Annotated in this window: 26 protein-coding genes; 7 read left to right on the top strand and 19 right to left on the bottom strand. The window is 61.0% G+C overall.

The features are described 5' to 3' along the window. Nucleotides 1-47: 47 nt before the first annotated feature. A complete protein-coding gene (locus LH20_RS01880; protein WP_200905416.1) occupies nucleotides 48-1523 on the bottom strand; it encodes an MFS transporter in 1476 nt (491 codons plus the stop codon). Nucleotides 1524-1718: 195 nt separating this feature from the next. Here LH20_RS01880 and LH20_RS01875 point away from each other — a divergent pair, with 195 nt between their 5' ends. After that, a complete protein-coding gene (locus LH20_RS01875; RefSeq protein ID WP_083455244.1) occupies nucleotides 1719-2756 on the top strand; it encodes a LysR substrate-binding domain-containing protein in 1038 nt (345 codons plus the stop codon). An 18-nt stretch (nucleotides 2757-2774) separates the two neighbouring features. Here LH20_RS01875 and LH20_RS01870 read toward each other — a convergent pair whose 3' ends face one another. Further along, complete coding sequence (locus LH20_RS01870) at nucleotides 2775-3401, bottom strand: LysE family translocator (protein WP_053246099.1); 627 nt, start codon at nucleotides 3399-3401, stop codon at nucleotides 2775-2777. 46 nt (nucleotides 3402-3447) lie between these two features. After that, nucleotides 3448-3912 (bottom strand): hypothetical protein, encoded by a 465-nt coding sequence (locus tag LH20_RS01865; RefSeq protein WP_053552764.1) that lies wholly within the window; start codon nucleotides 3910-3912, stop codon nucleotides 3448-3450. A 61-nt stretch (nucleotides 3913-3973) separates the two neighbouring features. Here LH20_RS01865 and LH20_RS01860 point away from each other — a divergent pair, with 61 nt between their 5' ends. Together LH20_RS01860 and LH20_RS01855 are read left to right on the top strand one after the other, a co-directional pair. Next, the gene (locus LH20_RS01860) at nucleotides 3974-4474 is read left to right on the top strand and encodes a MarR family winged helix-turn-helix transcriptional regulator (RefSeq protein WP_053552763.1); all 501 of its coding nucleotides are present in this window, start codon (nucleotides 3974-3976) and stop codon (nucleotides 4472-4474) included. 13 nt (nucleotides 4475-4487) lie between these two features. After that, nucleotides 4488-5108, top strand: a complete 621-nt coding sequence (locus LH20_RS01855; RefSeq protein WP_053552762.1) for a hypothetical protein — start codon at nucleotides 4488-4490, stop codon at nucleotides 5106-5108. Here LH20_RS01855 and LH20_RS01850 read toward each other — a convergent pair. Genes LH20_RS01850 through LH20_RS01840 form a run of 3 tightly spaced genes read right to left on the bottom strand, consistent with a single transcriptional unit; the run spans nucleotide 5105 to nucleotide 6524 of the window. Next, a complete protein-coding gene (locus tag LH20_RS01850) occupies nucleotides 5105-5965 on the bottom strand; it encodes a class I SAM-dependent methyltransferase (RefSeq protein ID WP_235527081.1) in 861 nt (286 codons plus the stop codon). The genes LH20_RS01855 and LH20_RS01850 overlap by 4 nt on opposite strands. After that, nucleotides 5962-6324: a glyoxalase gene (locus tag LH20_RS01845; RefSeq protein ID WP_053552761.1), complete on the bottom strand. Its 363-nt coding sequence runs from the start codon at nucleotides 6322-6324 to the stop codon at nucleotides 5962-5964. The genes LH20_RS01850 and LH20_RS01845 overlap by 4 nt, the downstream gene beginning before the upstream one ends. Then, nucleotides 6321-6524, bottom strand: coding sequence for a ribbon-helix-helix protein, CopG family (locus LH20_RS01840; protein ID WP_053552760.1), 204 nt, complete (start codon nucleotides 6522-6524; stop codon nucleotides 6321-6323). The genes LH20_RS01845 and LH20_RS01840 overlap by 4 nt, the downstream gene beginning before the upstream one ends. Nucleotides 6525-6582: 58 nt before the next feature. Between LH20_RS01840 and LH20_RS01835 the strand changes: the two genes are divergently transcribed. Continuing rightward, a complete protein-coding gene (locus LH20_RS01835) occupies nucleotides 6583-7764 on the top strand; it encodes an MFS transporter (RefSeq protein ID WP_053552759.1) in 1182 nt (393 codons plus the stop codon). 37 nt (nucleotides 7765-7801) lie between these two features. Here LH20_RS01835 and LH20_RS23645 read toward each other — a convergent pair whose 3' ends face one another. The 8 genes from LH20_RS23645 to LH20_RS01795 form a co-directional block, all read right to left on the bottom strand. Beyond that, nucleotides 7802-9034: a DUF3363 domain-containing protein gene (locus tag LH20_RS23645; RefSeq protein WP_083455544.1), complete on the bottom strand. Its 1233-nt coding sequence runs from the start codon at nucleotides 9032-9034 to the stop codon at nucleotides 7802-7804. An 818-nt stretch (nucleotides 9035-9852) separates the two neighbouring features. Beyond that, entirely contained in the window at nucleotides 9853-10182 is a 330-nt protein-coding gene (locus LH20_RS01825; protein ID WP_053552757.1) for a hypothetical protein, read from the bottom strand. Further along, nucleotides 10179-11102 (bottom strand): lytic transglycosylase domain-containing protein, encoded by a 924-nt coding sequence (locus tag LH20_RS01820; protein ID WP_053552756.1) that lies wholly within the window; start codon nucleotides 11100-11102, stop codon nucleotides 10179-10181. Before LH20_RS01820 ends, LH20_RS01825 begins: the two co-directional genes overlap by 4 nt. 4 nt (nucleotides 11103-11106) lie before the next feature. Beyond that, on the bottom strand, nucleotides 11107-11442 hold the full coding sequence (locus LH20_RS01815; RefSeq protein ID WP_053552755.1) for a DUF736 domain-containing protein: 336 nt from the start codon (nucleotides 11440-11442) through the stop codon (nucleotides 11107-11109). A 35-nt stretch (nucleotides 11443-11477) separates the two neighbouring features. After that, the gene (locus LH20_RS01810; RefSeq protein WP_053552754.1) at nucleotides 11478-12023 is read right to left on the bottom strand and encodes a S26 family signal peptidase; all 546 of its coding nucleotides are present in this window, start codon (nucleotides 12021-12023) and stop codon (nucleotides 11478-11480) included. Further along, nucleotides 12020-12538: a DUF2840 domain-containing protein gene (locus tag LH20_RS01805; RefSeq protein WP_053552753.1), complete on the bottom strand. Its 519-nt coding sequence runs from the start codon at nucleotides 12536-12538 to the stop codon at nucleotides 12020-12022. The genes LH20_RS01810 and LH20_RS01805 overlap by 4 nt, the downstream gene beginning before the upstream one ends. Then, complete coding sequence (locus LH20_RS01800) at nucleotides 12535-13662, bottom strand: replication initiator protein A (protein ID WP_053552752.1); 1128 nt, start codon at nucleotides 13660-13662, stop codon at nucleotides 12535-12537. The genes LH20_RS01805 and LH20_RS01800 overlap by 4 nt, the downstream gene beginning before the upstream one ends. After that, a complete protein-coding gene (locus LH20_RS01795) occupies nucleotides 13663-13935 on the bottom strand; it encodes a helix-turn-helix transcriptional regulator (protein ID WP_200905414.1) in 273 nt (90 codons plus the stop codon). It abuts the gene before it with no gap. A 469-nt stretch (nucleotides 13936-14404) separates the two neighbouring features. On the opposite strand from LH20_RS01795, the gene LH20_RS01790 reads away from it, so the two are divergent. Next, on the top strand, nucleotides 14405-14710 hold the full coding sequence (locus tag LH20_RS01790; protein WP_053552751.1) for a DNA -binding domain-containing protein: 306 nt from the start codon (nucleotides 14405-14407) through the stop codon (nucleotides 14708-14710). Here LH20_RS01790 and LH20_RS23875 read toward each other — a convergent pair. The 4 genes from LH20_RS23875 to LH20_RS01770 form a co-directional block, all read right to left on the bottom strand. Beyond that, on the bottom strand, nucleotides 14707-15048 hold the full coding sequence (locus LH20_RS23875; RefSeq protein ID WP_268796113.1) for a DUF2285 domain-containing protein: 342 nt from the start codon (nucleotides 15046-15048) through the stop codon (nucleotides 14707-14709). The two genes, LH20_RS01790 and LH20_RS23875, sit on opposite strands and share 4 nt — an antisense overlap. Nucleotides 15049-15292: 244 nt before the next feature. Beyond that, nucleotides 15293-15496 carry a transcriptional regulator domain-containing protein gene (locus LH20_RS01780; protein ID WP_053552749.1) on the bottom strand — a complete coding sequence of 68 codons (204 nt, stop codon included), beginning with the start codon at nucleotides 15494-15496 and terminating at the stop codon, nucleotides 15293-15295. A gap of 310 nt (nucleotides 15497-15806) precedes the next feature. Further along, entirely contained in the window at nucleotides 15807-16649 is an 843-nt protein-coding gene (locus tag LH20_RS01775) for a DUF932 domain-containing protein (protein ID WP_053552748.1), read from the bottom strand. A gap of 375 nt (nucleotides 16650-17024) precedes the next feature. Further along, the gene (locus tag LH20_RS01770) at nucleotides 17025-17342 is read right to left on the bottom strand and encodes a DUF736 domain-containing protein (RefSeq protein ID WP_053552747.1); all 318 of its coding nucleotides are present in this window, start codon (nucleotides 17340-17342) and stop codon (nucleotides 17025-17027) included. Nucleotides 17343-17680: 338 nt separating this feature from the next. On the opposite strand from LH20_RS01770, the gene LH20_RS01765 reads away from it, so the two are divergent. Both LH20_RS01765 and LH20_RS01760 read left to right on the top strand, forming a co-directional pair. Then, on the top strand, nucleotides 17681-17980 hold the full coding sequence (locus tag LH20_RS01765) for a hypothetical protein (RefSeq protein ID WP_158501084.1): 300 nt from the start codon (nucleotides 17681-17683) through the stop codon (nucleotides 17978-17980). A 196-nt stretch (nucleotides 17981-18176) separates the two neighbouring features. Then, entirely contained in the window at nucleotides 18177-19040 is an 864-nt protein-coding gene (locus LH20_RS01760; protein ID WP_053552745.1) for a hypothetical protein, read from the top strand. A 55-nt stretch (nucleotides 19041-19095) separates the two neighbouring features. Here the strand turns inward: LH20_RS01760 and LH20_RS01755 are convergent, their stop codons facing one another. Beyond that, nucleotides 19096-19500, bottom strand: a complete 405-nt coding sequence (locus tag LH20_RS01755; protein WP_235527080.1) for a hypothetical protein — start codon at nucleotides 19498-19500, stop codon at nucleotides 19096-19098. Nucleotides 19501-19524 lie beyond the last annotated feature (24 nt).

The following is a 19524-nucleotide window of genomic DNA, read 5'->3' as shown; positions in this document are numbered from 1 at the left end:
TCTGATTACCTATGATGAGCGCTAAGACGACCCAGATTGGCTACGGCTTAGTTCTGCCGTTCCCCTGGCTGCTTCGCTTGCATCCCCCTCGTGATCGAAATCGACACCGGGATCGCAAGAAGCGGCGCTATGGCAAAGAGTAGGAAGAGCCAGTAGGCGGCGGCGGCGGTGCCAGCTACTCCTCCCGGCTCCGTCAGGCCGGCGAGATTGGCGATCATGCCTGCGACCGCGGCCCCAAGCGCAGTCGCGAAGAGCTGTATCGTCGTGATCGCGGAGGCTGCGAGGTTTTGTTCGTCTCCCGGTGCAACTTGCAGAACTCGTGTCAGAAGATGTGGCCATGCCAAGCCAACCCCGAAACCCACAAGCAACAGAGCCAAGACAATCGCCGAAAGAAGCCCGACGTCTATGTTGCTCTGTATCGGGGTCAGCCATGCCAGACCGATAAATCCGACAATCATGATTGGAGCCGCGAAAAGGATTGCCTTGCGCGCGCCGCCCTCCCGCAGGCCAGAGCCTCCGATTTGAGCCAGCGTCCAGCTTGCTGCCATTATGGCGGCGAGATAGCCTGCGGTTAGCGGGGAGACGCCGTGAAGGACCTGAAGGAAATAGGGCACAAAGATTTCGCTGCCCGGGACTGAGAAGACCAGTAGGGCAAGAGCAGCATAGGCTGCACCCAGCGGGCAAAAGACATTAAGGGCTCCGCGAGGAAAAAGTCGCGTGGATCCGCGGGCCTCCACCACGACAAGAATCGTAACCAAGCCAAGGGCTATGGCGATTCCGATAAAGTTCTGGTGGACCTCATTCGAAACACTGCCAACAGAGATTGCGAGGATTGCTGCGGCGAGAAGTGCGAGCTGAAAAACAGCGATCGGGTGTCGTTCACCGTCGGCTTGGCTTCGCCTAGGTAGCACCGCAAGAGCCAACAGGAGCAGCAGGACTGCAACGCCCGCCACTGCCCAGAATGCAGCTCGCCATACGTCCAACTCTGCAAATATTCCTCCGAGAGCCGGGCCGAATAGCGTTGATACACCCCACATTCCAGAAACCAAGGCCATTGCGCGTGGCCACAGCGCCTCGCTGTAGATAATTCGAATGATCACATAGGAGAGCGCGAATACCAGTCCGCCGCCGAACCCCTGGAGAGTACGTCCCACAAGCATGATTTGCATGGAAGGGGCGACGCCACACAGAAGCGAACCGGCTGTGAAAATGAGAAGCGCGAGTCCGAAAGCCCCGCGTGGGCCGAAAGATTGCAATGGGCGTGCGGAGAGAGCAGAACCAATGATGGAGGCGACCACGAAAAGGGTCGTATTCCATGCGTAGTAATCAAGGCCGCCTATATCCCGCACCACCGATGGCAGTATGGTCGTTGCCACATAGACATTGACGGCGTGCAGACCGACGCCGCCAGACAGTGCAACGGCCTGAAATGCGGAACGCCCACTAAAGAGTGCAGCCCAACTTCCCTTGTTTGACAATTCAAGTCTCCATCGTTCGGCCGCTTGACCGAGCGGAGATGTCACGTGTCGTTCCTCCCCACCCGTAATCCGTGACGCGCTGTCTTTCGGGTGTTCCCCGCCGGACTTGCAGCAATTCCATGAATGGGGATAATTTTGATCTTCAATAAATGGATGAGCAAATGAGCATTTCTAACGATCTCATGAATTCCGCTAATACGGTCGTTCTCGTCAGCTCTCCGGTATATAGGGGATAGCGTCATGTGGAACGGGTCTGGAGTTTCGTATCGTTCAATCCCGCCGCTGCCGACGTTGCGAACGTTCGAAGCTGTCGCACGAAAGGGAAGTTTCACGCTGGCTGCAAGAGACCTCGCGATTACGCAAAGCGCCGTTAGCCATCAGATCAAAGCGCTTGAGGAGTTTCTTGGTGTCCCGCTTTTCTGGCGACATAATCCCGGCATTGAACTCACCGAGGATGGGAAGATCCTGCTAGAGGCGGTGCGTGCCGGGCTTGATGTGATCCTGGCAGCAACAGACCGGATTCGGTATCGTAATCAGTCGGGCATCCTCACGATCGCAGTCCCCACAGCGTTTGCGATGTGGTGGCTCGTGCCGCGCCTTGGTCGCTTCGCCACTCTGCACCCAAATATTGAGATACGATTGTCGATGCTTGATCATCGCTCGCCAGACTTCGTTCGCGACGGGCTTGATGCAGCGATTGTTTCGCACCCGGCCGATCAGTCGCCGACGGACAACGAGATTTTTCTCTTCCGGGAAGAAAGTTATCCTGTCTGTAGCCCGATCTTGCTGAAGCAGCCTAGGGCAGACAAGCAGTTTGATCTGACTGGTTATACGCTAATCGAGGAGGACCCCGCGCCTGACCAAGCGTTGGCGTGGTCGTATTGGCTGGAGCGGCTGAAAGTGAGCGCCGATAACACACAGCCACGGCTCCGCTTCAGCCACTATGGCGTTGCGCTTTCCGCGGCTATCGATGGCTTGGGCGTCGCTCTAGGTCGTTCACCGATGATCAATGCGGAACTGGAGGCCGGTCGTCTGGTTCGGCCATATGGTGACAATGTCAAGGCGCTCGCGTCCCACGTATATGCGCTCACATGGCCGGAGGGATTGGCTACAGACCAACGGCTGATGGCGTTCCGTGATTTTGCGCTGGATGAAGCATGCGGATGCGAACTTGCGGCCGGCCCGTGCGGGGCTCCGCCACCTGCTGAAGGAACCCCGGCAGTAAATTGGTCCGGCGATCGAGCGGCTCGCCGGCGTGCTGCACTTGCGGGCATTTAAGCTGAAGCGGCATAGGTCCTACCGCTCTTGAAGGGCTAGTCGAACCCCTAGAGCACAGTACACGCAGCCGACCACTTTCCCTTGCCATTTCATCACCGACGGGTTCCGGCGCAGGAAATTGCCAAGTCCGCTCGCGCCCACGGCGAATACGATTGTGCTGACGAGGCCTAGGCCGACAAAGATGATTCCCAGAATGATGAGTTGAAGCGTTATCGACCCGTTCTCTGGCCGCACGAATTGCGGGAGGAATGCAAGAAAGAACAACGCTGTCTTGGGATTAAGGACTTCCGCCAAAATTGCCTGACTGAAAGCCTGACCAGCGGAGATCCGCACTGCGCCAGCCGACGGATTGACAGAGGTTTTTTCCAGAAGCGCGCGTATGCCGAGATAAATGAGATAGGCAGCGCCGATATATTTGACGATACTGAACAGCATGGCAGAGGCGGCTATGACTGCCGAGATACCGACCACGGCCATGAGCGTGTGTACCAGGTCGCCAGCGGCAATCCCGGCTCCGGTGGCGATCCCGACCTTCGTTCCAGAAGTTGTAGCCCGCGCCACGGTGAGCAGCGTAGCTGGCCCCGGAATAAAGACAAAACCTAGAACAACTGCGCAGTACGTAACCATTGTCGTCATGTCGATCATGCTATTTTTCTCCGGGAGAATAAGATCAAAGAGGTCCGGCATGCAGCTATTGGCTAATCAGCAGGGCACTGACTGCGCCACACAACGCTAGGAGTGTCGCAAAGTCTAGAGGTACGCGCCAAATGCTCAGCCGCACCCATCTCCTTGCTTTCTCCTGCATAGCCGGCGTCATTTGGTTCGTCTGTTCGAACTCGATCGCGCGGGGGATGAAATAGACACCTGACCAGGCACGCATCAGGAGATGGCTTGCCGCTGCAATGAAAAGCCACAGGCGTGCAGATGGATGTGCCCAGACCAGCCACAAGGCGGCGATGAGGGTGAACTCAAAGACAAAGTGCACAGGCATCCAGAAGAGCTTCCGGTTGAGCCCACCCTGTTCCGGCTGGATCAAGTGAATATTCGCAGGCCATATCCGATCTACCAACAGGCACTCGTACAACGCGCCGCCTAGACTTACGGCGGCAAGAGCAAGCGCGGTAAAGGCTGCGAAGGGAGCGAGCACGCCGTGCATTGCGGATGCCTCCAACTGTGATAACTTGATGGCCAATTATCTTGATTGCTAAGGGACTTTGATGGCGGAGTCAAATCAGCAGCGGACGGACCAGATGACGAGGCTTGGCGTAGCGCTTCGGATAGCTAGCGCCCAAAGCACCTTAATTAGCCAGGCAGTCGCCGACGCAGTCGGCCTCACGCCTACAGCCCTTGAGTGCCTCGACCTCATTCAATTACGCGGTTGTGCCACCGCAGGCGATCTGGCGCGGCATACTGGCTTGACCACCGGAGCCGTCACGAGCCTGATCGATCGGTTGGAGCAGGGCGGTTACGTCACTCGTGAGCGTGATTCGCAAGATCGTCGACGTGTCTACGTCCGGCTGCGGCCCGAGAACATAGGCGAACTCGCAGCGATCTATCATCCTCTCCAGGCGGCGACGGAACGTCTGTTTAACCGCTACTCGACGGCAGAATTGAACCTGCTCATAGATTTTACAGAACGCAGCGCCGAGATTGCGAGCGATTTCGTTAGAAGCCTTAGAAACCTGGAAACTCAAAACGACAGCGCTGATAAGCGGTAAAGGGGTTGTATAGATGTCGAAAACTGATGGGTTATCAGAATTACTCATTCATCAAGCGAATTTGCAGGCCGAAGCGGACGCAATAGTAGACGCGCTTGGGTTAGACAATTTGCTGTCAGATATCGGAAGTCCGACGCGCGTGGGGAGTTCCGCGCTGGGTCTGATGGTTCACCGCGATATCGACATCACCGTTATATGCAAAGAGCTGGATGAGGAGGTGCACCGCGCGGTGGTTGAACTTGGCGGGAAGCTGGCCATGCATGCTTCTATAGGCTCTGTGCGTTTCCGCAATGATACAGGCATCTGGAACAGTGCAGTCGAAGAATATCCCGATGGCTTGTATCTGGGGGTAACCTATCGCGACGACACCGGCCGAGACTGGACCTTCGACATCTGGTTTGTCGACGAGCCGGAGAGGCAGCCTGATCTCAAACATCTTCGCACAATTCCGCCAAAGCTGACCACTTCCGCTCGCCAGTCGATTTTGGCGATCAAAACCGCGCTGGCGAACGGTTCCTGTTCAGGTAGACGCCCGTCCAGCTTTCAAGTTTATGAAGCTGTACTCGAATACGGCGTAACCAGCCTGTCTGAGTTTGAAGACTGGCTGAAAGGGCCTCGTCAACCAGAGTTCTAGGTCTTCGCGACCAAGAACTCTTCCGCGCTCGATAATTGCAAGCCATCCTTCCGGTTCGTGAAGTAGCGTTGTGCAAGTGCGCACGGGGGGACATGCCGAACATCCTGAAAGCCGGCGCTCCGAGCCATGGCCGTGATCTCTTCAGGCGCGAATAAGCTAATGAATGGTGTTCCGCTTGCGCGTGCACCCTCGAGCGCCTGCCCAAGCTGTAGCCGAACATCAGGCGGCATGAGATAGAGCGGCAACATGAACGTCATGGCGAGTGTCGATCCTGGCGCAAGCGCCGCGAACTGACGGAAAGTTGCCAGAGTTGCTTCTTTCGTCAGGTACATGCTGACGCCGGTGGAAGCTATGATGGCCGACTGCTTCGCATCGAAGCCCGCCTCCGCAAGTGCCTGCCAGACAGAGCCTCCTGCTTCGAAATCAACCGGGACAAAGCGCAACCATTCAGGAATGCCATAGCCAAGCGCGGTCAGCCGTTGGCGTTTCCATTCCTGGGGCGCCGGCTGATCGACTTCAAAGATGCGCATCCGACACGCAACGTCTGTCCTTCGTTGGGCGAAGGTGTCGAGACCGGCACCTAAAATGACATACTGCGCAACGCCGCGATCGGCTTGTTCAATGACCAGATCTTCGACAAACCTCGCTCTTGCAACCATCGACGCACGAAAGGTCTTTGTAAAATCGGGATCCATGTCGGGACGACGCCGCCACTCCGCGCCGGGCGCCAGAAGGCGAAGCCCAACCCTGTCCTCAAAGACGTGAGGCGCTGCATCGATCTCGACGTGCAGGGCACGCCACAGCGCGGTACGTTCTGCCGTGCTCTCCGGCGCCAAGTTCGCCTTGCCTTGCATCATGTTGATGCGCCGGCTTTTGTCTGTGCTGGGGCTTCCAGGCTCCAGGTCCGCCCATCCGGATCGCGGACGGTCATTTCCCGCGTACCCCAATGGGTGTCTGCGAACGGCGAAACGACTTCAAACGGGGGGTCAAGGTCAAGGGTTTCGCCATCTCGAATCTTTAGCACCATTTGGATGGCAGGCTGCTCGTTCTCTGGCACTTCTGCGATGAAAAGATACGGGCCTGCCTCGTTGCGCAGTTGTCCAGAATTATGATCGGTTTCGAAGTCAAGTTCATATCCCAGGGACTGAAAGAACTTTGCGGACTTTCCCCAATTATGGGTCGTCAGGAAGATTGCTTTCACACCTTCGGTCTTCATTGTTCATCTCCATTTCTACGTCTGTTTTGGCTGCGCGGAAGATCGCCTCTCTTGTTGATTTTCTCGTTCAGATACGCGCGTAGCGCGTCGGCAACGAGCGCCGAGAGCGACATTTCGGCTTCAATCGCATGATGTTTGACCTCTCGGATCAGGCTGACCGGGAGGTAAACGTTGAACTGCTTGACATCTTCGCTAGCCATGGGAGCTAGTATGCTAGCAAACTAGAATCAAATCAACCCTGCTGGTGAGTGCGTGCCCATGTCCGATGTTGAACAGCCCGAATTAGCTTATCGCCGGGTTCTGGCCCTCACAGCGGCATTGTTTCTCTCGTATCTTACTGTTGCAATGTCGTTGCCGGCGGTGCCGGTCCACGTCGTGCATGGCCTGGGGCTGGATAACGCCTACGGGGGGCTAGCTGTCGGGATTACCTTTGTATCGACGATCCTCACGCGTGGCTGGGCTGGAGCCCATGTTGATCGACTCGGAGGCAAACATTGTATGCAGCGTGGCCTGCTCCTCTATGCTGCGGCCGGGCTGATCTGCTTCACCGCGAGTTGGCCTCAACTTCCCATGGGCGGCAGCTACGCGGTGCTGATCGTCGGGCGCCTTCTGCTTGGTGTCGGCGAGAGCGTTGCTAATGTGGGCATGATAAGCTGGGCCATTGGGCTGATGGGGCAGGCGAGAACTGGCCGGGTCATGTCGCTCGTTGGCGTCGGTATGTACGGTGCCTACGCAGCGGGTGGTCCATTGGGACTTGCGCTCCTGAATAGGCTCGGCTTCGCTTGGCTGATGGTTGCCTGCACGGTGCTGCCACTCGTCGGGTTAGCTGCCATCTATCGGCTGCCAGCGGTGGCACCGCATGCGGGTCAACGGGAGTCCTTCTGGCGGATAATCGGTCGCATTTGGCGTCCGGGCACGGCTCTAGGTCTTCAAGGCATTGGTTTTGCCGGCCTGGGTGCTTTCTCGTCCCTCTATTTTCTAAGCCGTGGCTGGCCCTATGCAGGTTGGAGCCTCACCTTCTTTGGCGTTGGTTTTGTTGCGGTGCGGCTGTGTTGCAGTCACCTGCCAGATCGGATCGGTGGAACGCCTGTCGCTGCCGTTTCGCTCATTGTTGAAGCGGGCGGCCAGTATCTCTTGTGGATAGCTCCTGGCCCATATCCTGCATTGGCCGGTGCCCTTTTGACGGGCCTTGGCTGTTCGATGGTGTTCCCGGCGATGGGAGCTGAAGTCGCCAAGCTGGTGCCGCCTCATCTACGTGGGACAGCGTTTGGCGGATTCGCGGCCTTCCAAGACCTTGCGTATGCCGTGACGGGACCGGCAGTCGGATTGTTGGCTGATAGATCGGGCTATGCGTCGGTGTTTCTGATTGGTGGCATTGCGGCAACGTTCGCACTCGGTATCGTGATCTCGGCGCGTAAGCGTGCAGGCATTGCCGTGTAGTGAGGAAAAGTCGGGGCTTCTGTAGTTAATCTTGCCATTAAATCCCCAGTCCCCTCTGCCTTCCCAATTGCCACGAAACTGAACCGCCCTGCACGACTCCCGTAACCTCGCGGCCAAGTTGGCAGTCGATAACCGGCCGCCATGGAACAAGGGTGAACTCGTGGGATTTCTCGACCACGGCGAACTTGCCGCTCGATAGCTGGATGGTCCTGGTGAACTTGCCGGCGACGGTTTCGCCATCGGCGGCGGCGCGGAACGGCAGGCTCTTGGTCGCAGCCAGCTCGCTGCCGACGCGGGCAACCTCGCGCTCGCGCAGCGTGGCGAGAAGGTTGCGGTGATAGGCGATGCCGCCATTGGGCTGGCGGACGGCATCACCCCGGTCGATATGATGGTCGCGGCGGCGATCCATCGCCTCGTGGACCTGCTGACCAAAACCGGACGGGGCGAGATCCGATGTGTCCGCCGAGACCAGCTGGCGGTCAAGCCAGGTCGCGCCGTCCGCGCCGATCTGGTTTTCGAGCCGGGCGGCGGAGAGGATGCGGATATTGGCCCGCCGGTTGCGGCCGGCGTCATAGGCGGCGGCGCGGCTCTCGAAGTCCTCGGGGATGCGCCACCGGTCGGCGTCGATCCGCTCTGCGATCCCGGCGCGGCGAAGTGACTCCAACCGGCGCACATGCGCATCGATATAACCCTTATAGTCGCCGCCCGGCACGCGTCCCTCGAACTTCGCCTGTTCGAGATGGCGGCTCGGCCGATAGACGCCGTCCTCGGCGATGGCCGCGATGGTCCGGTCGGACGGGCGGCTCGCGGTCTCGGCCGGGCTGATCTCGACGATGCTGCCGATCCGGGCGTCCTCGACGCGGGCCGGGTCGATACCCGGAAGGTGATGGGTGCGGCCGTCGATGCCGTCGACCACGATGGTCAGGTTCTCGCCCAGCTCGTCAGTCAGATGTTTGTCGACGACGCGGCCGACGATCGGGGCTTCGGGCCCGGCGTCGTGAATCTGGAACGTCATCGGATCTCGTTCGAGTCCGTCGGCCTTCAGCGCTTTGTGCATATTGCGGATGATGTCGCCGCGCTCGCCCAGCTCGCGCAGCGCCGGTTCCATGCGCTCACTCAATTCCCAGACGCCGGGAGCGTGCTCAGTGGCGAGGCCCATCCTCTCCAGTTTGCCGAGACGGCGCAGGCGGAGCGTGCGGTCGAACTGGCGGCGATGATCGGCCGGCTCATGGCGCAGGTCGAGGAAGCGGTCCTCGGCTTCCCCGGCCATGGCGCGGTCGATGCGGGTTAAGCGGTCCTGGCTGATCTCGGCCGAGAGCTTGCGGCTCTGCTCGCTCTCGGTGACGGGGCCGAGTTCGAGCGTCGCCAGATCGCTCGCCCGCTCGCGGATGCCGTTGGCGAGATAGTCGCCGTTGATGACGAGGTTTTCGTCCAGCTCATCCTTGCCACGCACGATGACATGGACATGGGGATAGCCGGTGTTGTGGTGATTGACCGCGACCCAATCGAGCCGCGTGCCGAGATCGGTTTCGACCTGGGCCATGAGGTCGCGCGTGAAGGCGGTGAGATCGGAGAGGTCCGCGCCGTCTTCGGGCGAAACGATGAAGCGGAACTGGTGGCGATCGTCCTCGCCGCGCTCGACGAAGGCAGCGCCGTCAGCGCGGTCCTCGGACGTGGAATAGAGCTGGCCGCGCTCGCCGTCGCGCGAGGTGCCGTCGCGCTGGATGTAGCGCAGATGGGCGGCGGATTTTCCGTTCTTGCCCGCGCCCTGGACGTAGCGTGTCTTGACGACGACTCGGCGCTGGCCGGGCATGCTGTGCTTCCAGCCGCCCGACAGCGTTCGGGCGTGCACAAAGGCCGCGCCGCGTCCTCGTTTCAGACCCGGCCCGCCGCTCGCCCGCGAAGCCTTGCCGCTCTTGGTCGATGCTTGCGAGCGGGCGCGCTGCAACGATGATCGCGGCGGGCTGTTGCTCTGCTGACGGGCCAGCTTCTTCGCCTGGGTGAGAAAGCTCTTGGTCCTGCCGAGCTTCGGCGTGTCGGCGCGGATGCGGCCGGGCTTCGGGCGGAAGCGGAATTCGCCGTCGTCGCTCAAAGCCGCGCCTCCGGCCACAAGCTGCCGAAGCCGCCGAGAAGGCCCGATTTCGGGCTATGGTGCCGCTCGAAACCCTGCAAAGCCAAGGCTTTGCGTGCCAGCGCGGCACGCAGGGGCGACAATGAAGGTGCCGTCAGCGCCGATCCAAAGCAGTGTGCAGACAAGGGCTTACCCTGAAACCGCAGCCGCATGGTGCCGGTTTCCTTTATCTTGCCCTCCGCCTTCTCTGACCTTTCTGCCTTTCCTGCGGGGCATGCAGCCAGGCGCGACCCTGCCTGACTGCACACCGGAACCAACGCGAGCAGACGCGGGAACGCCGTCCTCATGGCGCTTTCCTGGCGTCGGCCCGCGCGACGAACATGCTGCCGTCACGCGGCTCCGCATCGCGGCTCTCGCGCACCGGAACGGTCGGTCGGGCGTCGCCTGATGTGCCGATCGTCTGTACTGGATCGGTGCTCCGCCTGTCGCTCGGGCGCATGACGAAGAGCGGTGCATCGCGCCAATCGGGCGGCGGTGCGGATTGCTTCTCCGGCGTCCCGGCCGCGACCGTGCCGCCAAGTGCCGGTGCGAGCGCGGCGATATAGGCGCGGGTTTCAGCGGGCAGCGGTCTGCCCGTGACGCGATGCTCGTCATAGCGGCCGGGACCGGCATTGTAGGCGGCGAGCATCGCCGCGACATTGCCGTAGCGATCCCACATTTCGCGCAGATAAGCGGTGCCTGCGAGGATGTTGTCGCGCGGATCGTAGGGGTCGCGGCCGAGACGGTAGCGGACGCGCAGGCCTGCCCAGGTGTGGGGCATGACCTGCATTAGTCCCATTGCGCCGGCCCCCGAGATCGCGCGCACGTCGCCGGCGCTTTCGGCGCGCAGCACGGCGCGAATCCAGTGTTCGGGAATGCCGAAGCGCTGCGCCGCCTCGGCGATATGATCGCCATGCTGATCGGCGACGACGGCGCGTGCGACCGGCGCAGACTGCGCTAGCGTGGTCGCCAGTCCCGCACCGAGCGCAAGAACGCCGACAGTCAGTGCAACGGCATAGCGCCGTGCCCGCCTTTCTCCGCCGAACCGCCAGCCCGCCAGCGTGCTCGCTGCGGTCAAGGGTGCGCGCGAGGCGCCGGCCGGCGGCCGCCCTTGACCTTCGCTGCGCGCGCCGGCCGACTTGTGGTCGAGCGGGACGAAGGAATGAGACGGCTTTCCCGCGAACAAAGGAATACGTGTTGCGAGCGCCATAATAACAGGACGACGCATGGCCTCAGTCCCGTTCTTCGCGCGGCTTCGGGCGCGTCCAGTGCAGCGACCATGACGATCCGGCATCATCGTCGCGGAAGAGGTTGGCGCGGATCGGCTGCGGCAAGACGGGGTCATCGAGCAGGACGGAGAGATATTCGCCGGCCTTCTCGCCGGTGCGTTTCCACGCCGCGCCCACCTCCGGGCCGTCATGCGCAATGACATGGACTCGGTAGTCCGGCGTGTTCTCCGTGTCGGAATGCTCGGCGGGAACTATGACGAGTTCGCGCCTGAGGGTGAGCGTGACAAGCTTACCGGCGAAGCCGGATGCATCGCGCGAGAATTGACCGATCTGGGGCATGGGAAGTCTCCTTTGTTGGGGGTGTGGTGGGAAAATCAGCGCGTCGGCGCGCGCCAGACGAAGCGGCCGTCGCCGTCCTCATCGGTCCAGAGCGGCAGCGCCCGACCGATGGCGGCGCTGGCCGGAACGGGACCGAAGTAGCGGCCGTCCAGGCTGTCGGGGACGTCGATGTTCATGAGGAAAAGCTGCCCGTCTGCGATGACGCGGCAGCCCTGCCAGACCGGCAGAGCGCGGCCGATTCGGTCACGATCGAGTGCGTCGCCCATCTCCACGCCGTCGACGGTGATGGTGTGGCCGGTGCGGCAAACACGCTGGCCCGGAAGGCCAATGACGCGCTTGAGGAGCGGCACGCCGCGACCGACATAGCCGCGACCAACCATGAAGCCGGCGAGCGGCTCAGGCGGCATGATCGCGACCAGCTCCGGTACTTCGATCTGGTCGGCCGGCTCGATGGTGTAGATGCCGACCGGTGCGCTCGCCGTGGCGTTCCAAACGAGCCTCAATGGCATGTCCGTGGCGCTAGTGGCGGCAATGCCGGTCACGGCGAGCAGCGCCACCGCGAGGATGCGGTGGCGGCTCATGGGTCGATCCTCCGGCGACCAATCCACGCCGCATGGCGCTCGGGGGTGTAGGCGCTTGGCGCTAGATTGGCCGAGAGCCGGTTATGGACGTGCCGCCAGTGATCGGGCGAAGCGTCCGCCGGATCGAGGCCGAGAGCTTCCACGGCGTCGATGGCTGCAAGGGCGCGCTGGACCTTGGGCCAGCCGTCGAGCCGTAACAGGATTTCGCCTCCGGGACGAACGAAGGGCAGCGTCTGGAACGGCTCGCCGCGGTCGATGGCGCGCACGATATCAATGCGCGAGATGATCGTGCCATGCTGGCCGGCCGCCCAGCGGACGAAGGCGAAGATGCTGTCCGGCGCGAAGCCGACGACGCTGCGGCGACGGTCGAGGATCTGCTCGTAGCTCTTTCGGCCGAACCTGATCCAATGCTCGATGCGGCGTTTCTCGAAGGTCAGCTCGACCAAGGTGGTGAACGGCGCTGGCCCGTCCGGCAGTGGACGGCCATGGGTCCGGCGCGAAAGTCTGCCGCTCATGACCGGCCTCCATGGCGGTCGTCGGAGGCGAGCATGTCGCGCAGCACCTCGGCGATGGACCGGGCAGTGCCGGCACCACGCCTCGCGTGCGTGTGCGTCAAAGAAGAAAAGTTAGATTCTCTGTTAGAGTCTAAGTTAGCAGTCGGATTCTGCGTTTCAGGCCAAAAGCTTAGCTGCGGTTCCTGCGCCTGATGTGCTGATAGGGCTGCGCCTGATGTACCGATACCGCGTGCGCCTGATGTGCCGATGGTATTCACACCCTTTTCAACAGGCACTGTGGACAGGGTTTCGGGACGGATGCGCAGCAGCTCGCGGCCATGCTCCCGCTCGATCTGAAGGCGGTAGCCGGGCAGCGGCTGACGAGCGGCGATGCGGCGCAGGTCGAGCGCGAAGTCGGAGACGCGCGCGAGACTGCCGGACTTCATATGGAGATGCCCTACCTCGAACAGCCAGCCGTGGCTCTGATGGCCGGCGTGCTTGCGGGCGACGCGATAGAGCCAGCGTTCGATGCCGCCGGTCAGCCGGAAATAGGCAGGGTCGATGGTGAGGACGAGCGAGCGGTCGACGACGCCGTTGTAGAACCATTCGGGCAGGACGAATTCCATGCCCTCGACGCGGCCGGAGCGCGTCGTCATCTCTTCCCACTCGTTGATCCAGGAGAATTGACGGCGCCGCCAATGTGGGCCGTTGCGGATCGTGGTGGCGATGACGGTCGATTGCAGGCGCGCGAGGGCGGCTTTTAGCAGCACATATTGGCGATTGCCGGTCGGCCGCCCAATGGCGCGCAGCAGATGATAGGGCGTGAAGCGGAAAAAGCGCGAAGTGCGCAGGCCGTCGTTCTCGGCCGCCACGATCTGCGAGGCCGCCCATATCAGCACGTCGGCGTCCCAGATGGTGGCCATGCCATGTTCGGGCATGGCGAGCACCTGCACTTCGACATCGGCGGCCTTGTAGAGGATTGGCTTGGTGCGCGGCGTCTTCGCCAAAGAGAAGAAGGGCCGCTCCATGAGATCGCGTTGATCGCGGGGACTGGCGTCACCGGTCGCGACCACGAAGGGGGCCAGGTGGTTGCGCTCGCTCGTATCGGCCGGCTGCGCAGGGCTATGATCGTCGTCGCGCAGCATTCAGCACTTGCCCTGCTCTTCCGGCGTCAGCGGACGCGCGGGGAAAACCGTGCCGACATTGGTGTCACGGGTGGATTTGCGGGCGCCGATCTCGGACCAGGCGTCGAGGTCGTGGACGGTGTAGAGGACTCGGCCACCGATCTTGCGATAGGTCGGTCCGGTGCCGTAGGTGCGGTGCTTCTCAAGGGTGCGGATGGAAATGCCGAGGAAGCGCGCGGCTTCCTGAGTGCGCAGCAGGCGCGGCGGCATATCCGCATTCGGGCGGATGGCCATGATCACCTCCAGGTTCGTCGTCGGTGCGAGCTGCCGGTGACGGCAGCGAGCTACGGCGAACCATGGCGAGGGACTGGCGACAGGTAGCGTGCCGCATTTGCGCCTATGCGCTGGCGGCACCCCTCGAAGGTCGTCGTGAAGAAGCAAAGAAGTTGAGGGAATTCAGCGGCTCAATGCCTGCCGCACGGATTCGGCGAAGACATCGCCGTGCGGGTCGGGTAAGATTCGGAACAGAGCAGACGCACTGCTCGGGGGCGTCGAAACCCCTGACTAGCGGTTGGTGCCGGCCGAGACGGCATCAAACTCCTTGACCTTATGGTCGGGGAGCCCATGGCGTATGTCCAGGGCTGCCCGCCTAAAGGCTATGGGGCCGTCTAGTCACGGTTTCGAACTCCCCGATCACCAGGGTCAGAGAGGTCGTTTGCGGGGGCGCACCGCAGACAAATCCTCCCGGATGGGGAGAATGCCAATGCCAGCACCAATCGATCTCGATCCCAAGGTGGATGATCTCGCGCCGACCGGTGACCGAATTACCGCCTATGACGAGCAGCATTATGTTACCTATCTGCGTCTACTCGATGCCAGCCGCGACGGTGCGGATTGGCAAGAAGTGGCACGCATCGTTCTGCATCGCGATCCGGTCACGGAGGAAGCGCGCAGCCGACGGTGCTGGGAAAGTCATCTGGCGCGCGCGCAATGGCTTTCCGGGTCGGGCTATCGGCGCATTCTTGAGCAAGCGGCCGCGACCGCTGCGCGCGGTGGCGGACTCACTTAGGCTTTTTGGCCCGTTGTTTTAATGGGATAGTGCAGCAGCAGGCGATAGCCGCCGCGCATCATCTTGATGCCATGGGCGACAAGACGGCGAGCCTTGTTCTTGCGCGGATCAATCTCAAAGTCCTCCTTGCTGCCGCGAAAGCCGAGCAAGACTTCGGCGACGGTGCGGTAGCTTTCGCCGCGAAGGCGGGCGTCGAGTGCGCGTAGGGAGAGGATGTGCCATTGCCGGAGCTGCGCGGGCAACGTGCGAAAATCGCGTCCCGGCCGATGCCCTTGGAGCGCTCGCACCAATCGTCGAGCCGCATGGGAGCGGAGATCGTAGAAGGCGTCCGCTGGCAAGACGGTGCCGTAAAAGGCAGCAGCATCAGGAACAGCGTGCGGCAACCAGAATTGGTGTGTGACGCCATCGACTTGCCAGATACCATGCCAGCCATCCTCCGCTTGGCGCAGGTCGAGACCGTCGAGATGCGCGAGTGTGACGATGGGCTCTGTCTCTCCGTTGCGGTGCTCTAACGGGGCGAGCCGTATGGCCTGCGGCTGAAGGCTCGGGCTCCAGAACAGGGTCTGCCGATCCGATGGGGTTTCAGGATCGGTCGGAAAATCGCAACCCCCAGCGCTGCACGAAGGCTTCCAGGCGCTCCGGGTCTGACTCGGTCGAAGTGATTATGGCCTGATACTCACTACGATACTCGTCATCGCGACGGAGATATTCCCAGGCGAAACCGGCAGCGGGAATGCTCTTGGCAAACTTATAAGCCGCCGGTGAACGCCAGTCGATGCTCAGCATGGCGTTACCTCTCTATTTGGGCCAGCGCTAAGCAGCGCCCGGATAGAGAGCTTTGAATATCTTTGAACGTAACTGTAGTCGCGCTGTCGCGATAAGTGGATCGGCTAACCCAATAAATGAATTGGTAAATTTAGTCTTAACAGTGCTTGCGTGATTCTGCGAGCCGGGCGCAGCCCGGCGAGCGCGACCATGTATCTGGGCATGGCCGCTCTCCGCCGATCCGCTCGCCGGATCGGCGCGAATTTTTGGATGCCTGCGCCTGCTGGCGAAGGACAGGGCCGCGATGTTGGCGGCCCTGTCACTTGGGCGATCAATAGCCCTTCAGTTTCTGCATTCCTTCCGCCAGCGTCCAGAGCGCACGATTGAGGGTCACATTCTGGTCGATACCGTTGACGGCGCGGGTCTGGCTGCGACGGATGCGGCCTTCGGCATTGCGCTTCTGGCCATGCAATCCGCCCTTGGTCAAATGCTCCTGAATAACGTTGAACGTGCTCCAGAGACTTTGCCCGGCATCCTCGCTGCGACGAGGCATGATGATCTGTTCGGGGCGCACTGGGCTTTCGTCGTCGCCATAGCGGGCAACAAGGCTGGCCTCGGCCAGCACGCGGCGCTCGTCCTCGGAAACGCGAATTTCCTTCATCGTCTCGCTGGCGTCTATGAGGCGTGGGAAGTCTTCCGCGACGGTGAAAACGCCTTCAATGATCCGATCCTGAATACCGCCCTTGTGGGGGACGCGCACTTCCTCGAACCGCTCGCCCGCAATCATGCTGTTTGTGCAGACGAAGCGGAGCATCCCGGCAAACATTTGGTAAGCGCTTGTCCCGTCATGGCTGTTGACGATGATGACTTCGGCGGCTTCCGGCTTGCCGATCCCGCCATCGCGGCGCAGGCGCAGCATGTGCTTGGCGTGGCCGTGGCGGCTCCCATCGCGCGGAACCGACTGGACGGCGAAGAACGGGAACCATCCCTCGCGGCGAAGGCCCTCCACGATATCGATGGTGGGGACATAGACATAGCGCTCGGAACGGCTGTCGTGCGCCTCCTGGGCGAAGATCGACGGGACGTGACGAAACAGGGCTTCGTTGTCCAGCGGCTCGCGGCCGCTGATCTGATGGGCGTTGCGGCCGAACCGGGTGGCGAGCTGGTGGTACATGGTCTTTCCTTCCTTGGGTCTGGGTTGGAGCGCAGCGCTGCGCTGCAACCCTGCCCGTCGGCGAGACCGGGGGGTGCAAGGTGCAAGGGCGACCGGGACGGAGGGGGATCACCCGGCCTGCACGGAATGAAATAGAGGAAGGCCGGGGAAACCGTCCCGGTCGAGCGCCAGCGGCCCCTTGCGCCGCGCCAGGGGGAGACCCCCAAGCAACCAGCCCGGCGAGAGCGAAGCGGACGGCGGGAAGGAGATCCAATCGGGATGGACCGAACCCGAAAAACCAAAAATCCCTGCATCCCGATTCCTTGTTCTCTGAAGGCGGCGGCCATGAGCAAGAAAAAGCCCCGCTCGATTGAGCGGGGCAATCTGGAGGCTGGCCTAGTCGCCGTTCCGGCGGGACCAGATGAGGTTGTGACCGCTGCCGTCCTCGGCTTCGACCAGACTGGCGTAGATCGGGGCCGGGAAGCTCGGATCGTCCAGCTTGACGGAGAGGTAGTCGCGCTGCGTCTCGCGGGCGGTCTTCTTCCAAGCCGCGCCGAACTCGGTCGCGCCGGCGAGGATGCGGAAGTCGGGGCCGCGCTCGCTTTCACCCTCGGAGGGGACGAACTTGGCCTTGACGTTGAGGGTCAGGGTCTTGACCGCGCCGGTGAAGCCCGCGCCGTTTTCGTTCTTCGTGAAGGTGCCGATGGTCGCCATTGTCGTATGCCTTTTCCTCTCGGGCCGCACCATTGCGACCTCGATGGGGGGGCGTGAAACCGGAGGCGATTGGACCTGCACCCGCATGGGCTGGAACGAAGTGGAAGACGGCCGGCGACGGCTTTTTTGGTTCGCGATGCAAAGCCGACGGCGGCGGAAAAAAGTTGGCGACGGACGTTGCGGGAGACGAGCGAGGCGAAGCCGGTCACCGGTCAGACCCATGCCAATCGAGATCGCAAATGGAGCGCCCGCTTCAGGAAATCGGGGGGATACGGCAGTGGCGGCCGTCCCTGCGCCTCCACGCTCGAGAACGGAAACGGCGTGGGTTTCGCTGGTTGATGCTCTCCCGTCCGTTCTTCATCTTCATGGCCCGGCAATTGCCCCCGATGGGCGTGATCGGGAGTCGGCTACGCTTTCACTCCATCGCTGGTTTGTTTTATCTGGTGCCGCTGAGAAGCCTGCCTGTGAGACGCAGCGCAAATGTCTCGGCCCGCCTCGTCGATCCGGGTTTCCGGCGCTTCTCTGGTGTCTGCCTTGTGATCGATCGGGCGGAGCTGCTCCATCTCGCTGGTGTCGCCACAACGGCGATTGAGGCCAGCTTTTCACAAGCCTCGCCTATGAGGGCGCTCGCGAAATGACCGTTGCCGCCTTCGCGTTAGTGATCGAAGCCGAATGGCGGAAACGCGCCATAGGCGCGGTTCCGGCGTAGCCGAGAGCGCGGCCCGAAGGGCAACGCGACGAAACCAGGCTATCACGAAAGAGGATTATTCGGGAATGTGATGACACACAGTCCAGGAACGCTATATTCGAGAAGAAACTCAACCTTGTGAACAAATGAGCAAGACCCACCGCCTCGATTTACTCAACAACAGCATTTCCTATTTCAGGGAGGCGGTCGCCTACGCGCAGCAGGATTCCACCGAAACAAACCATTGGAAGTTTGCAATTCTCCATGTGGTTCAGGCGATGGAGTTGGCTTTCAAAGAACGTCTTCGCCGTATCCACCCGGTTTTTATCTACGAGTCAGTAGATAGGCCCGACAAGACAATATCGCTTCGCAGCGCCCTCAGCCGGCTCCGTAACCCGCAGATCGGGAACATACCAATCACAGATGTTGAGAGAGGAAAAATTGAAAAAGCGTTCGATCTCCGCAGCGATCTAACGCATTTCGAGTTTAATCATAGCCATGATCACATCGAACTGAAGTTCGCTGAGATTTTCAGTTTCATGATTTTCTTTTACCGGAGCCACCTCAACCTTGAGACCGTGGCGTTCATTGATGAAGAAGCCCATAATAATATTATCAAGCTGGTGAAGACGCGCGCCGAACTGATGGAGCGTGCAAAAACCTATATCGCGAGCCGCGGGGATGCCACCGTATGGATGTGCCTCTCATGTCAGGAAGATACCTTTTTAGTATCAGAGGAGCAGTGCTGCTTTTGTCATCACAAAGAACGTATTGTCGAGTGTCCGACATGCGGAACAGAAAATTTCGAGTCAGAGTTGGTAGATATTTCTGACCTATTTGATTGGGACTACGATGAGGGGCGAATGGTCCTGGTGGAAAATTTCGGCTTGGAGGAATCCGCATGCCCCGAATGTATTTCTGAGACGAAGCAGAAGATCGAGGACATTCGGCGCTCACAGTATGATGAAGATCGCGCGATGGAAGAATATTACGCTCGAAAAGGGTCTTAGATAGCCGTTTTGCGCGCCGGAGAAACGTTCAACAACGTCTCATGATTGAGCTTTGCTATGATGACGTGGAGGCTGTGCCTGCTGGCGCAGCCAGCCGCAACAGGGCCGACACGCCGACAAAACCGCCACCGATGATGCAGAAGATTTGCCGCCAGATTTCAGACGGCACCGATTCCTGGGTGACGCCGTGGACTAGCGCATATCCCGCAACGGCGGCGGGTGCCGCGAAGACCAGCGCCACGATCAAACGCCGGATCGGCGGGCGCAGCGTGTCAAACAGGAATGCGAGAATGCCGAAGGCCGCAACGGCTGCAACGAAGCCGACAGGACCCGCGCCGATAAGGCCGGAGTCAGTCTGGAAGGCAAATTGCGCTGCGGTCAGGCCGAGCATGAACGGGAGCGCATAGACGGTGAGCGTATGGGCAAGGACGCAAAGCCTGGCGATCAGCACAGCGCTCATCAGCATGACGGCAACATGGTTCTT

Source organism: Sphingopyxis sp. 113P3, assembly GCF_001278035.1.
Classification (GTDB): domain Bacteria; phylum Pseudomonadota; class Alphaproteobacteria; order Sphingomonadales; family Sphingomonadaceae; genus Sphingopyxis.
The sequence above is the reverse complement of the archived record's forward strand: the minus strand, read 5'-3'. Positions and strand labels throughout refer to the sequence as shown.